14 protein-coding genes are annotated in these 13,161 nt (G+C 62.7%); 9 read left to right on the top strand and 5 right to left on the bottom strand.

The window, feature by feature from the left end; genetic code table 11:
* The first annotated feature begins 110 nt into the window (after positions 1 to 110).
* The 6 genes from JHW44_RS14425 to JHW44_RS14400 are packed head-to-tail and all read left to right on the top strand — an operon-like array spanning position 111 to position 5,707.
* Positions 111 to 1,265 (top strand): LLM class flavin-dependent oxidoreductase, encoded by a 1,155-nt coding sequence (locus JHW44_RS14425; protein ID WP_089345145.1) that lies wholly within the window; start codon positions 111 to 113, stop codon positions 1,263 to 1,265.
* Positions 1,265 to 2,179 carry an aldo/keto reductase gene (locus JHW44_RS14420; RefSeq protein ID WP_089345146.1) on the top strand — a complete coding sequence of 305 codons (915 nt, stop codon included), beginning with the start codon at positions 1,265 to 1,267 and terminating at the stop codon, positions 2,177 to 2,179. The genes JHW44_RS14425 and JHW44_RS14420 overlap by 1 nt, the downstream gene beginning before the upstream one ends.
* Positions 2,179 to 2,685: a flavin reductase family protein gene (locus JHW44_RS14415; protein ID WP_089345147.1), complete on the top strand. Its 507-nt coding sequence runs from the start codon at positions 2,179 to 2,181 to the stop codon at positions 2,683 to 2,685. The genes JHW44_RS14420 and JHW44_RS14415 overlap by 1 nt, the downstream gene beginning before the upstream one ends.
* Positions 2,686 to 2,743: 58 nt before the next feature.
* Positions 2,744 to 3,331: a TRAP transporter small permease gene (locus JHW44_RS14410; protein ID WP_089345148.1), complete on the top strand. Its 588-nt coding sequence runs from the start codon at positions 2,744 to 2,746 to the stop codon at positions 3,329 to 3,331.
* On the top strand, positions 3,331 to 4,620 hold the full coding sequence (locus tag JHW44_RS14405) for a TRAP transporter large permease (protein WP_089345149.1): 1,290 nt from the start codon (positions 3,331 to 3,333) through the stop codon (positions 4,618 to 4,620). Before JHW44_RS14410 ends, JHW44_RS14405 begins: the two co-directional genes overlap by 1 nt.
* 28 nt (positions 4,621 to 4,648) lie before the next feature.
* Positions 4,649 to 5,707, top strand: a complete 1,059-nt coding sequence (locus JHW44_RS14400) for a TRAP transporter substrate-binding protein (protein WP_089345150.1) — start codon at positions 4,649 to 4,651, stop codon at positions 5,705 to 5,707.
* Positions 5,708 to 5,861: 154 nt separating this feature from the next.
* Here the strand turns inward: JHW44_RS14400 and JHW44_RS14395 are convergent, their stop codons facing one another.
* Positions 5,862 to 6,722, bottom strand: a complete 861-nt coding sequence (locus tag JHW44_RS14395) for a MurR/RpiR family transcriptional regulator (protein ID WP_089345151.1) — start codon at positions 6,720 to 6,722, stop codon at positions 5,862 to 5,864.
* 256 nt (positions 6,723 to 6,978) lie between these two features.
* Here JHW44_RS14395 and JHW44_RS14390 point away from each other — a divergent pair, with 256 nt between their 5' ends.
* Genes JHW44_RS14390 through JHW44_RS14380 form a run of 3 tightly spaced genes read left to right on the top strand, consistent with a single transcriptional unit; the run spans position 6,979 to position 8,893 of the window.
* On the top strand, positions 6,979 to 7,749 hold the full coding sequence (locus JHW44_RS14390) for an energy-coupling factor ABC transporter ATP-binding protein (protein WP_245847275.1): 771 nt from the start codon (positions 6,979 to 6,981) through the stop codon (positions 7,747 to 7,749).
* A complete protein-coding gene (locus JHW44_RS14385; RefSeq protein ID WP_089345153.1) occupies positions 7,724 to 8,338 on the top strand; it encodes a CbiQ family ECF transporter T component in 615 nt (204 codons plus the stop codon). Before JHW44_RS14390 ends, JHW44_RS14385 begins: the two co-directional genes overlap by 26 nt.
* A 3-nt stretch (positions 8,339 to 8,341) precedes the next feature.
* Positions 8,342 to 8,893, top strand: a complete 552-nt coding sequence (locus tag JHW44_RS14380; RefSeq protein ID WP_089345154.1) for a biotin transporter BioY — start codon at positions 8,342 to 8,344, stop codon at positions 8,891 to 8,893.
* Between the two features lie 167 nt (positions 8,894 to 9,060).
* On the opposite strand, the gene JHW44_RS14375 is transcribed toward JHW44_RS14380, so the two are convergent.
* From JHW44_RS14375 to JHW44_RS14360, 4 genes are read right to left on the bottom strand one after another with little or no spacing between them, the layout of a single operon-like run.
* Positions 9,061 to 9,804 carry an amino acid ABC transporter ATP-binding protein gene (locus JHW44_RS14375; protein WP_218822588.1) on the bottom strand — a complete coding sequence of 248 codons (744 nt, stop codon included), beginning with the start codon at positions 9,802 to 9,804 and terminating at the stop codon, positions 9,061 to 9,063.
* Between the two features lie 4 nt (positions 9,805 to 9,808).
* Entirely contained in the window at positions 9,809 to 10,912 is a 1,104-nt protein-coding gene (locus tag JHW44_RS14370) for an amino acid ABC transporter permease (protein WP_089345156.1), read from the bottom strand.
* A gap of 7 nt (positions 10,913 to 10,919) precedes the next feature.
* On the bottom strand, positions 10,920 to 12,062 hold the full coding sequence (locus JHW44_RS14365) for an ABC transporter permease subunit (protein WP_089345157.1): 1,143 nt from the start codon (positions 12,060 to 12,062) through the stop codon (positions 10,920 to 10,922).
* Between the two features lie 48 nt (positions 12,063 to 12,110).
* A complete protein-coding gene (locus tag JHW44_RS14360; protein ID WP_089345158.1) occupies positions 12,111 to 13,154 on the bottom strand; it encodes a transporter substrate-binding domain-containing protein in 1,044 nt (347 codons plus the stop codon).
* Between the last annotated feature and the right edge of the window lie 7 nt (positions 13,155 to 13,161).

Below are 13,161 nucleotides of genomic sequence, written 5' to 3'. Positions count from 1 at the left end.
GGCCCCGCCCATCCTCCGCTTTGCTGGGGAACGAAATTGATACACCATTGATCTACATCAAATCGAGAGCTAGTAAAGTAGAAATTTCAGCGATCCTGAGGGAGGAAAGCATGACGGTTGTTCCCGTGACATCCGCGGATCTGGATGCAGTGGAGGTCGCCTGGTTCTCGGCGCTCTGTTCGGATGACTATCAGTTCCTGGGCGTGCCGGACGGTGACCTGCGCTCGTCCTGGAAACATTGTTCCGATATCGTGAAGACCGCCGAAGCACAGGGTTTCGGCAATATCCTGTGCCCGTCATCCTATCAGGTCGGGCAGGATACGCTCAGCTTCGTGGCAGGCTGCGCGCCGATCACCGAAAGCATCAACCTGCTGGCCGCCGTGCGCTGCGGCGAGATGCAGCCGATCATGCTGGCGCGCACCATCGCGACGCTGGATCACATGCTGCAGGGGCGGCTGACGGTGAATATCATCTCGTCCGACTTTCCGGGCGAAAAGGCCGACAGCGCCTATCGCTACCAGCGTTCGCGCGAGGTGGTCGAAATCCTGAAACAGGCATGGAATCGCGATCAGATCGACTATCAGGGACAGGTTTACAATTTCTCGGGTCTGACCACCGATCCGGCCAAACCCTACCAGCAGGGCGGGCCGATGCTGTATTTTGGCGGCTATTCCCCCGACGCCCTGGATCTGTGTGGACAGCATTGCGATGTCTATCTGATGTGGCCGGAAAAGACCGAGGATATCGCCGCGCGGATGCAGGCCGCCCATGCCGCCGCCGAGAAATACGGCCGCACGCTGGATTACGGTTTCCGCGCCCATGTGATCGTCCGCGATACCGAGGCCGAGGCCCGCGAATATGCCCGCCATATCGCCAGCAAGCTGGATGACGACCTGGGCCGCGCGATTCGCGAACGCGCGCTCGACGCGGGCAGCCTGGGTGTCAGCCATCAGGCCCGCAACCGCGAGCTGGCCGATCTGGAAGGCTATATCGAACCCAATCTCTGGACCGGTGTCGGCCGTGCGCGCTCGGGCTGCGGGGCGGCCATTGTCGGCTCGACCGACCAGGTTCTGAGCAAACTGGAAGAACTGCGGAATATGGGAATCCGTGCCTTTATCCTGTCGGGCTATCCCCATATCGATGAGGCAGAACATTTCGGCAGCCGGGTTCTGCCGCAGATGAAGACTTGTCAGTTGAACCGGGTCTGGGGCCGCGTGCCCGACAGCATGCCGCAGACCCCGCTTGGAGCAGGAGAGCGTCGTTGATGGATACTCGCAGGGATTTTCCAGTCGAACGGGTCAGCATTTCCGAAGACCTGAGCTTCTCGCGCCTCGTCTATGGCATGTGGCGCATCGGCGACGATGCCGATACATCGGTGGCCCATGTCCGCGCCAAGATCGATGCGGTTCTGGCGCAGGGCATCACCACGCTGGATCAGGCCGACATCTATGGCGATTATACCGCTGAATCGATCCTCGGCCAGGCGCTGAAAGCCGATCCGGGACTGCGCCAGCGGGTCGAACTGGTGACCAAATGCGGGATTGTCGCACCCTGCGGCAAATATGCGGATGTCGCCTGCAAGCATTACGACACCACGGCGGCCCATATCACCGCCTCGGTCGAAAATTCGCTGCGCGATCTGGGCACCGATCATATCGACCTGCTGCTGATCCACCGCCCCGATCCGCTGATGGATCACCGCGAAACGGGCGCGGCGCTGGACGGGCTGGTCAAATCGGGCAAGATCCGGGCCGTCGGCGTGTCCAATTTCCGCCCCCATGATGTCGAATTGCTGCAAAGCGCCATGCAGACGCCGCTGGCCACGAACCAGATCGAGCTGTCGCTGGCCCGCATCGAACCTTTCAGCGATGGCGATCTGGCCTTTCACCAGCGCCGCAACGATCCGGTCATGGCATGGTCGCCCCTCGGCGGGGGAAGCCTGATGCGCGAGGACAGCGAACTGACCCGGCGCATGGACGCGATGGCCGCGGAATTCGGTGTCGACCGTGCCGCCATTGCGGTGGCCTTCCTGCTGCGCCACCCGGCCCGGATACTGCCGGTTCTGGGCACGAACTCCCTGCCCCGGATCGCCGGCATTTCCGATGCCTGCAAGGTCGACATGACCCGCGTGCAATGGTTCCAGCTTTACGAGGCGGCCCTGGGCCGCGAGGTGGCCTGATGCAAGTCGCTCAACCCCGCAGTTTCGTGCCCGACCCGGAAAATGGCCGGGTTCTGCGCGACGCCTTTGGCATGTTCGCAACCGGCGTGACCATCGTGACCGCGCAGGGTCCATCCGGCTGTGCGGCGATCACCGCCAACAGCTTTTCCTCGGTCTCGATGAACCCGCCGCTGGTGCTGTGGTCTCCGGCGCGTCATTCCAGCCGCTTTGCATTGTTCGCCGAGGCCGAACATTACGCGATTCACGTGCTGTCGGCCGATCAGCATGAACTGGCATGGGCGGTCGCGCGCAATGGCGCCGCCCTGAAGGACCGCAGGCTGGCGCAGAACGATCACGGCGTGCCGGTGCTGGAACAATGCCTTGCCCGCTTTGATTGTCGTCGTTACGCGCGCCATGACGCGGGCGACCATGCCATCGTTCTGGGCGAGGTGCTGCGCGCCACCATGCAACAGGGCGATCCGCTGGCCTTTTTCGGAGGTCGAATGGCGCGGATACAATATAACTGACCGCGCCATCCCGCCCCGAGGAGGGGGCGGTCGCGCCTGCAGTGGAGGGGGAAGAAAAATGTTCATGTTGCACGGGCCGATCCGCTGCCTGTCATGGGTGAATGAACGATTGCTGAAGATCGGCTATGGCATCGGCATCTTCGCCATCGCGGTCATGGTCGCGGTCACGCTGGTGCAGGTGTTCTGCCGCTACCTGCTGAACAATGCGCTGCCCTGGCCGGATGAAGCCGCGCGCTTCTGCATGTTGTGGATGACCGGGCTGATGGCCCCGACGGCCTTTCGGCGCGGGGGGTTCGTTGCCATCGACATCCTGCCCACCATGCTGCCGCAATGGCTGGGCAGCCTGTTGAACCTTGTGCTGCTGTCGCTCAGCCTGATCGTGCTGGCCGTGGCCCTGAAACTGGGCTGGAGCGAAGTCACCGGCATTGGCGGGCGCTTTGCCTCGGCCTCGCTTTTCGTGCCGACCGCCTGGGATTTCAGCGCATGGTATCGCCTGCCCCGCAGCTGGATGATGGCGTCGCTGCTGGTCGGCTTCCTGTTGCTGCTGCTGGTCAATATCGAGCTGATCCTGCGCAATCTGGCCGTCTTGTGCGGCCTTCATGGACTGGCGCTGAACGCCGAGCCCCGGACCGGAGGCAGTGAGTGATGTTGATCTGGTTTCTTCCCCTGTTCCTTGTCTTCCTGATGATCGGCCTGCCGGTGTTCTTCGGCCTGCTGGCCGCGCCGGGAATCCTGCTGTTCCTGAACGGGCAAGAGCGCGACCTGACGCTGCTTTACCGGAACCTTTACAACGGCATGGACAGTTTCCCGCTGATGGCCATTCCCTTCTTCATGCTGGCGGGCGAGATCATGAATCGCGGCGGCATCACCCATCGGCTGGTCGAATTCAGCCAGGCCTTCATGGGGCATCTGCGCGGCGGGCTGGCGCATGTGAACGTCTTGTCCTCGATGCTCTTTGCCGGGCTGTCGGGCTCGGCCGTGGCCGATACCTCGGCGCTTGGCTCGATGCTGATCCCGGCGATGGAGAAACAGGGCTATACCCGCCGCTTTGCAGCCGCCATCACGGCCGCAAGCTCGGTCATCGGGCCGATCATTCCGCCCTCGGGAATCATGATCATCTATGCCTATGTGATGGGCGAAAGCGTCGCGGCGCTGTTTCTGGCCGGTCTGGTGCCGGGCATTCTGGTCGGGGTCGGGCTGATGCTGCTGATCAAATTCATGGCCGATCGCTATGATTTTCCGGTCGCCTCGCGCAGATATGGCTGGAAAGAGCGGGGACAGGCCAGCCTGAAGGCCTTCTTTCCGCTGATGACACCGGTGATCATCCTGGGGGGCATTCTGGCGGGCGTCTTCACCCCGACCGAGGCTGCGGCCGTTGCCGTCTTCTATGCGCTGTTCATCAGCCTGTTCGTGCTGAGAAGCCTGCGTTTCTCCGAACTGCCCGAGGTGCTGGGCCGCGCCGGGCTGACCTCGGCGGTGGTGCTGCTGCTGGTGGGGGCGGCGATGTCCTTCAAGACCGTGGTTTCACTGTCACATGCGCCGCAGATGATGGCCGAATTCATTCTGATGCTGACGGACAATCCGCTGCTGATGCTGTTCCTGATCAACCTGCTGCTGTTCGTGGTGGGAATGTTCCTGGACGCCGGCCCCGCGATCATCATCCTTGGCCCGATCCTGGGACCGGTCTTTGCCGACATGGGCGTGGACAGCGTGCATTTCGCCATCATCATGTGCGTGAACCTGACCGTCGGCCTGGCCACGCCGCCGATGGGCCTGGTGCTCTTCGTGGCCTCGGCCGTGTCGCAGGAACGGGTGACGACCATTTCCCGTGCCATCCTGCCATTCCTTGCTGTCGAGATCCTCGTGATCTTTCTGATTACCTATTTCCCCGCGATCTCCATGACGATTCCGCGTCTGGCCGGTTTCGCGGACTGATTTTCATCCGAGCCACTGGGAGGATACGATGCTCAAGAAGATGACAACATTGGCGGCGACGCTGACCATGACGGCCGCGCTTGCCCTGCCTGCGATGGCGCAGGAATACACCATTCGCGCGGTCGCCAATTCGAACGAGAGTGACGAGGATTATGACGGGCTGCAGGTCTTCAAATCCTATGTCGAAAGCGCCTCGAATGGCGCCATCGAGGTCGAGATCTACATGGGCACGCAGCTGTGCTCGAACGGGGCGGAATGCCTGCAGGGCGTCGCCGAGGGTTCGATCGACGTCTATATCTCGACCTCGGGCGGGGCGGCAGGGCTGTTTCCCTATGTGCAGGTCCTGGACCTTCCCTATGTGATGCAGGATGACCGCGTGGCGGAAAAGGTGCTGTCGGGCGACTTTACCCGGACCATGCGCGACATGGCGCTGGAGGATTCCGGCGGCACGATCCGGCTGATGACCATTGGCAATACCGGCGGCTGGCGCAACTTTGCCAATACCAAGCGCCGCGTGCAGCGCCCCGAGGATCTGAAGGGCATGAAGATCCGCACCGTGGTGGCCGATCTGCCGCAAGAACTGGTCAGCACGCTGGAAGCGGCCCCGACGCCGATTCCCTGGCCGGAACTGTTCACCTCGCTGCAGACCGGGGTGGTCGAGGGCACCAAGAATGGCATCACCGATATCATGTCGATGAAATTCCCCGAGGCCGGGCTGCAATATCTGACCTTGGACGGCCACGCCTATATGGGCGCCTTGTGGTGGATGTCGAACGACAAGTTCATGGCCATGCCCGAAGACATGCGCCGTGTCGTGGTCGATGGTTTCTACCAGCTTCAGCAGGCGACCTTTGCCGCGCCCAAGCGCAAATCCATCCCGGCCTACGAGGAATTCGTCGCGGGTGGCGGCGATCTCTATGTGCCCAGCCCCGAAGAAAAACAGGCCTTCGCCGAGGCGGCGCAGCCGGTCTATGAATGGTTCACCGCGAATGTGCAGGGCGGGCAGGAGATCTTTGACGCCATGCAGGCCGCCGTCACCAAGGCGACCGAGGAACTGGCAGAGGAACGCGCCCGCGACATCCGGTGACGCGCCCGGCGGATCATCGCGACAGATCATCGCGGCGGGCCCTTGCGGGGCCCGTTTGCCTACGTTCCTTCATGCCCGACCCGGCCAGACCGCCCCGGCAGAGCGGCCCATGTCACGACGCGGCATGACGAGATGACGGCGCCTGGAGGTCAGGTCACGCCCGGAAGGTCCCGGTCCGGGCATCATTCTGCATCCGGGCGGCGACGGCGGCGGCCAATGCTTGCGTCAGGCATATCGGCGCGGCCAGCGCATGGGGGAACCTTGCATCACGCGAGGGCACCGGGAAGATGACCCGCGCCCATTTTCCCAGCGGCGACAGGCTGCCATCCGTGATGGCGATGATCGCGCGGCCTTTCCGGCCTGCCTCTTGCACGATCTCTGCCAGTTCGCTGGCAGGGCTTTGCAACGAGACCGCCAGAAGAACATCCTTGTGACCGATCGTCTGGGCCATGCAACCGGCCAATCCCCCGCCGCCATCAAGCAGCACGCAACGCTTGCCCAGCATGATCAGCTCTTGGCGCAACAGGTCCACGACAGGTCTGCCGTGCAGCTGTCCGATCAGATGGATGACCTCGGCCTGAACCAGCATCTCTGCCGCCAGAGCCATGCCCGGGCCGTCGATGTCTTCCAGCAGCAGTTGCAGCGAGGCGATGTCGCGAAGAACCTGATCGCGCAAGAAACCCTCTTGCGGATGCCCTGGTGACGTCGGAAAGGCGTCCTCAAGCGCGGCAACCCTTGTCACGAAGCCCGGCACCGTGGCGGCCAGATGTTTCTGGAACAGCAGCTGCAGATCCTTGAACCCCCTGTATCCCAGTGACTGGGCGAATCTGACAAGGCTCGACGCATGAAGGCCGCAGCGTTTGGCCATGGCACTTGCCGTGAGCACGGCGACATCATGCGGATTCTGGGTCAGGAAGAGGCCGATCCGCTGATATGCCCGGCTCATCGCGTCATGGCGATCATGAATCAGGCGGATCAATTCTTCATGGTCCTGCGGCGGTGTCTTGTCTGGCATCTGCCCGCTCCTTTCAAGGCATCTTGCAACAACCATGCATCCCTGCCCAAGCGACTTTTGCCGTGCGGGACATGGGCGAAACCGGCCGGTCACATCGGCAGGCCGCCCGCCCGGCGGAAATCCCGGGGCCGGGATCGGCATGAAACTTGTCCAGCCCAGTTCCTATATGCGGATGGTGCTGCTACTTGGCTTGCTGATCCCGCCCGGCATCGCCCCGCGGGGGCCCCGTTCACATGGAAGGCAGGCGAAACGCTGAATGACGATGCAAGCAAAGCACACCACGGCCGCAATGACCGAGAACGCCCGACCGATGCGGGTGACCCTGGAGGGCGTTACCCTGCGGCGCGAGGGGCGCGAGGTTCTGACCGGGCTGAACCTGGACCTTGGCATCCGGCGCATGGGGGTGGTCGGGCGCAATGGCTCGGGCAAGTCCACGCTGGCGCGGGTGCTGGCCGGGCTGATCCGGCCGACCGACGGTCGCGCGAGGCTGAACGGCGCGGATATGTATGCCGACCGTCGCGCCGCGCTGCGGACCGTGGGCATCCTGTTCCAGAACCCCGATCACCAGATCATCTTTCCCACGGTGCTGGAAGAGATCGCCTTCGGGCTGACCCAACTGGGCCGTTCCAGCCGCGATGCCGAGCGTGATGCCCGCGCGACCCTGACCAGCTTTCACAAGTCGGATTGGGCCGAAGTGGCGATTTCGACCCTGTCACAGGGACAGAAACATCTGGTCTGCCTGATGTCCATCATGGCCATGGCGCCCCGGGTTCTGATCCTGGATGAGCCCTTTGCCGGACTTGACATGCCGACGCGGGCACAATTGCGCCGTTATCTGCAACTGTTCCCGGGCGCAGTCATTCATATTTCCCATGACCCGCAGGATCTGGACGGCTGCGAGACGGTGATCTGGCTGGAAAAGGGCCGGATCGTGCAGCAGGGGAACGGCCCCGAGGTCATGGCCAGCTATCTTGCCGAGATGACCCGGCTGGGAGAGAGCGATGATATCTCTGACCTCACCCGTTAGAACCCGCGCCCATGATCTGCCCGCAGCGCTGAAGCTGGGGCTTCTGCTGGTGGCGACCGCCATCCTTGCGATGGTTTCGGACCTCTGGTTTCAACTGGCGGCCTGCGCGGGAACATTGGGGCTGTATCTTGCGCCGGGCCTGCGGTTCTTCCGGGCCGGACTGTCGCGGCTGCGGGTGCTTTGGCCCTTTGTCGTGATGATCCTGATCTGGCATCTCGTGACGCGCGATCTGGACCAGGGGCTGGTGATCGTGTTGCGCATGATCAGCGCGGTGGGGCTGGCCAATCTGGTGACCATGACGACGCGGCTGACCGACATGATGGCGGTGATCCGCCGGATCGTGCGGCCGTTGACCCGCCTGGGCCTGAACATGAAAGCGCTGGAGATCGGCGTTGCGCTGGTGATCCGCATGGTTCCGGTGCTGTCGGACAAGGGGCATCAACTGACGGAAAGCTGGGCGGCACGCTCGCCAAGACGTGCCCGCTGGCGGGTCATTGCACCGCTGGCCCTATTGGCATTGGACGATGCCGACAATGTCGGCACGGCCCTGCGCGCGCGCGGCGGCCTGGGGAATCTTGAAAAGGAGTAGATCATGGAAAAATCAGTCGCCCATGTGGCGCTGTTTGCGGCGGTCATCGCGGTTCTGGGGCTTTTGCCCAAGATTTCGCTGGGTTTCGGCGTGCCGATCACCGCCCAGACCCTTGGGGTCATGCTGTGTGGCACCATTCTGGGCGCAAGGCGGGGCGCCATGGCCATCCTGCTGCTGCTGCTGATCGTCGCGCTTGGCTTGCCGGTGCTGGCGGGGGCGCGTGGCGGGCTGGGTGTTTTCGTCGGGCCGACCGCGGGCTTTCTGGTGGGCTGGGTGCCGGCGGCCTTTGTCACCGGCCTGATCATGGAAAAATGGCGCGGCGCACCCGTGGCCCTGGTCGCATCGGTGGCCTCGATCATCGGGGGCATCCTGGTGCTTTATGCCTTCGGGGCCGCAGGCATGGCGATCGTCCTGAACAAGAGCCTGCCCGAGGCTGCGGCGCTGACCCTTGCCTTCGTGCCCGGAGATATCGTCAAGGCAATTGTCGCGGGGCTTCTGACCTCGGGTCTGGCGCGGGCGCGTCCCTCCAGCCTGTTGTCCCGCAGCTCTGCCTGAGCCGTATTCCCGGACAGGTGAAAGGGGCTGGCCCCCGGCTGCCAGCCCCGAACGATCTGCTCATGCGTCGGGCGATGGCCTCGCCCGGCGCGGAAACGGGACATCGCACTCCCCGACCCGCAGGCCCGCCCCCATGTCGCGACGGCATCTGGCCTTGCAGCTTCGGGCTAATGCACCAGAACCTGTTCCAGGAAGTCGCGCGCGCGACCGCTTTGCGGGTTCTGGAAGAACTGCTCGGGGGACGCGCTTTCGATGATTTCCCCGCCATCCATGAACACGACCCGGTCGGCCACCTTGCGCGCAAAGCCCATCTCATGGGTCACGCAGACCATGGTGATGCCCTCGCTGGCCAGTTCGATCATCACATCCAGAACCTCGGAGACCATCTCGGGGTCCAGCGCCGAGGTCGGCTCGTCAAACAGCAGGATCTTGGGGCGCATGCAAAGGGCGCGGGCGATGGCCACCCGCTGCTGCTGCCCGCCCGACAGCTGTTCGGGATATTTGTCCGCCTGATGAGGAATATGCACCTTCTCAAGAAAATGGCGTGCATCCGCCTCGGCCGCCGCGCGATCCGTCTTTCTGACCAGCGAAGGCGCCAGCATGCAGTTCTCCAGCACGGTCATATGCGGGAACAGATTGAAATGCTGGAACACCATGCCGACTTCGCTGCGCAACTGGTCGATATCGCGTGAATCCGCGTTCATTTCCCGGCCCAGCACCTCGATGCGCCCGGCCTGGTGAACCTCCAGCTGGTTGATGCAGCGGATCAGCGTCGATTTGCCCGACCCCGAGGGACCGCAGACCACGATGCGCTCGCCCTCGGAGATACTGATGTTGATCTCTTTCAGGGCGTGGAAGGTGCCGTAATACTTGTTCAATCCGGTGACATTGACCGCGATTTGATCTGACATGGGATTATCTCCGGCTGCTGCGGGCAAGGCGCGCCTCGAGGAATGCGCCATAGCGTGAAAGACTGAAGGAAAAGGCGAAGAAGATCGCCCCGATGAACAGATAGACCTCGACCGAGGCGATACCCCATTCCGCCGTCCCGAAGGCCGCAGCCCCCGATGCCAGCACGTCGAAGAAACCGATCACCACGATCAGGGGGGTTTCCAGAAAGATGATGACGATCTGGTTGATCGTGGCCGGCAGCGTCACCTTGAAGGCCTGCGGCAGAACCACCATCCGCATCCGCTGCCACCAGCTCAGGCCCAGAGCCTTGCCGGCCTCGTCCTGACCCTTGGGCAGGGACTGGATGCCGCCGCGCAGAATCTCGGCCTGGTAGCAGGACACATAGAGCGTGAACCCGGCAATCACCCGGAACAGCTTCTCTCCGACCATGAAATCCGGCAGGCCAAAGGGCAGCAGGACTCCGGCGACAAACATCACCACCAGCAATGGCAGGGAACGCACCGCATCAATGATGAACTGTGTCGGGCGGCGCACCAGAGGCAGGGGCGACTGACGCAACAGCAACAGCACCAGCGCCGTCGGCATGGTCAGAAGAACGACCGAGGCAAAGACAAACAGCGTCAGCGCCAGACCACCCCATTCCCGCGTCGGGATATAGGGCATGCCGGCCACTCCGCCCCACATCAGGGTGGCAAAACCGGTGAAAGCAACGATCCACAGCGGGCCAAGCCGGCGTGCATGCCAGAAACGGGGCATGCAGGACAGGACCCCGGTGACGAACAGCAACAGACAGGCCAGCGCCGAGCGCCACTGCTCTTCATAGGGATACAGGCCGAAGATGATGATCCGCCAGCGTTCGCGGATCACCGCCCAGCAGGCCCCGGCGTCCTCGGCCCGGCACAACTGGCCGTCAGGCGAATTCCACACGGCATGCAGGATCGCCCAATCGCCCAGCCGCAGCGCGACCCAGCCCAGCAGCATCAGGACACCGAGGGAAATCAGCCCCTGCACCGGATGTTTTCGCATATGGGACACAAAGCGCATCACGGGATGATCGGACACGGCCAGCGCCGCGGAAGAATGGGGAATATCAGCAATATCAGCCATGGCGTCCTCAGCGCTTGACCCGCAGGCGGGCGTCTATCCGGTTCATTCCGGCCACGATGACTCCGTTCAGCAGCCAGAATGATGCGGCAAGAATGATGATCAGTTCGATGGTCTGCCCCGACTGGTTGATGGCCGAAGCGACAACCATGAACAGATCGCTGAAGCCGATGGCGATCCCCAGCGTCGTGGCCTTGATCAGCCAGACGTAGAAATTGGTCATCATCGGGATCACGTTTCGAATGGTGATCGGCAGCTGGATGCAGGCAAAGATCTTCCAGGGCGGCATGCCCAGGGCGCGGCCCGCCTCGATCTGACCTTCCGGCACCGACAGAAAGCCGCCGCGCACGATCTCGGCGACATAGGCCGATCCATAGATCGTCGTGGCGACAAGAATGGTGGCCAGTTCCGGCGAGACCGAGATCCCGCCCCGGAAATTGAACCCCTTGAGTTCGGGGACAGACAACAGCGGCATGTCGGGGATGCGCGACACCAGAATGATGGCCGCGACCGCCAGCATTGCGCCGATCACCGTGGCCCCCTGCATCTTCAGCCTGACGCTGCGGGGCCGGAACAGGAATCGACGCCCGAAGGCAACCCAGCACAGCAGCCCGACCATGACCAGCACCACCAGCGAGATCGCCAGCAAGGCCCAGGGATGGACGTTCAGCACCGGCACGAACAATCCGCGCGCGCTGAGGAAGATGCTGTCGCCCAGCTGGATCGCCTGTTTCGGAGCGGGCAGTGCCGAGAATACCCCATACCAGGCCAGCACCTGCAAGATGGGCGGAATGTTGCGGATCAATTCGACATAGCCCAGTGACACAAGATTGAGCACCGGGTTCCCCGAAATCCGCATCATTGCCACGACCAGACCCACCAGTGTCGCGAAGATGATCGAGAAATATCCCACAAACAGCGTGTTCAGAAAGCCGATCAGCAGGGTCCACCAATAGGGGTCGCGAATGCTGAAGGGCAGCAACGAGAAACCGACATCCCAGCCGGTGGCGCGTTCCAGAAAGCCAAAGCCCGAGGTGATCCCCTGCGCCGCCATATTGCGCCCGGCGATCACGACAAAGCTCACAGCCAGCAGGACAAGCAGCGACAGGAAGGCGATCTGGATCAGATTGTTGCGGAAGCGAAGCGAAGTCATGGCCGTCTCCTTCTCAGGGGGCAGGCGGCAGGGCCGCCCGCCGCAGCATCAATCCAGCGTCATCGGGGCCAGGACGCCGCCATGGTTCCACAGCGAATTCACGCCGCGATCCAGCTTGTAGGGAGAGTTTGCGCCCAGATTGCGATCATAGATCTCGGCATAATTGCCGTTCTGGCTGATCATCTTGTAGGCCCAGTCATCGGGCAGGCCCAGGCGTTCACCGATGCCCGGATCGACGCCCAGCAGCTTTGCCACGACAGGATTGGGCGGATTGTCCCGCATCTGCTCGGCATTTTCCGAGGTGACGCCGTTGTATTCGGCCAGCAGCAGCGCGCTGATCATCCAGTTGGCCACATCGACGAACTGATCGTCACCCTCGCGCATGGCGATGGCCTGAGGCCCCATGTTCACCAGATCGGGCAGGATCATGTTCTTGTCCGCGCCGCCTTCGGCATCGGCAAGGAAGACCGCCAGATTCGGCCCCCAGCCGATAAAGGCATCGCAGCGATCCTCGTTGAAGGCCGCCTGCGCCTCTTCCTGCTTTTCATATTGGACCAAGTCATATTCCAGCCCCAGACCGGTCAGGTAATTCGCGGCATGGCGCACCGTGGATGTGCCCGCCTCGCCGCAAATGGTCGCGCCGTCCAGTTCGGCGGCGCTTGTGACACCATGCTCGGTCTTGATGGCGAATTGCGTGCCACCATAGAAATAGGGCAGCGACATCTGCAAATTCAGCTCGGTGTCGCGCGACATGGTCCATTCGGTCAGCTTGATGATGACATCGATTTCCTTGGCCTGCAGCGCGGGAAAGCGCTGCGCCCAGCTGAGCGGCACGAATTCCGCCTGATCGGGCGAGCCAAGGATCATCGTCGCCATCGCGCGGCACAGATCGATGTCCAGCCCCTTCCAGCGACCCTCGTTGTCGACCTCGGCAAAGCCGCGATAGCTGCCGTTATGGCTGGGACAGATCAGCTTTCCCCGTTCCAGCACCGCCTGCAGGGTCGGCCCCGGTTCCCCGGCCCATGCCTGTGAACCCAGCCCCGCCCCCGCCAGAGCGGTCGCGAACATCAGAAATTTGGCATTGATTTGCATGTTGTTT

The sequence above is a fragment of the Paracoccus seriniphilus genome (assembly GCF_028553745.1).
Classification (GTDB): domain Bacteria; phylum Pseudomonadota; class Alphaproteobacteria; order Rhodobacterales; family Rhodobacteraceae; genus Paracoccus; species Paracoccus seriniphilus.
This window is presented reverse-complemented; position numbering and strand designations above follow the sequence as displayed.